The organism is Pseudoalteromonas sp. UBA2102, from assembly GCF_002331165.1.
Classification (GTDB): domain Bacteria; phylum Pseudomonadota; class Gammaproteobacteria; order Enterobacterales; family Alteromonadaceae; genus Pseudoalteromonas; species Pseudoalteromonas atlantica.
This window is the reverse complement of record NZ_DCYU01000055.1, coordinates 1-220: the sequence shown is the minus strand read 5'-3', so window position 1 is coordinate 220 and position 220 is coordinate 1. Positions and strand designations below refer to the sequence as shown.

Genomic DNA, 220 nt, shown 5'->3' with positions numbered 1-220 from the left:
CTCACTATTTTAGTGACTTCAGGGCGTTTAACGTTCCATAAATGGTCGTGCTCTTGCTGTAATTGTAAGTAACCTTCGCGGGTTATTAAATTTGTTTTCATGGGCTTTTATTCATTAACTCTAATGATGTGCACGTTATTAAAATTGCTAAAATTTGTCGAGTGTAAACTTTAGGGCGTGTTGTTCTTTGATGGTCGAATTTGCAGCAGTATGTTTGGTT

At 36.4% G+C, this 220-nt stretch carries 1 pseudogene; it reads right to left on the bottom strand.

The features are described 5' to 3' along the window. Positions 1–101: pseudogene (locus tag B2R65_RS06690) on the bottom strand (transcription elongation factor GreB); the annotation flags it as partial. Positions 102–220: the final 119 nt, after the last annotated feature.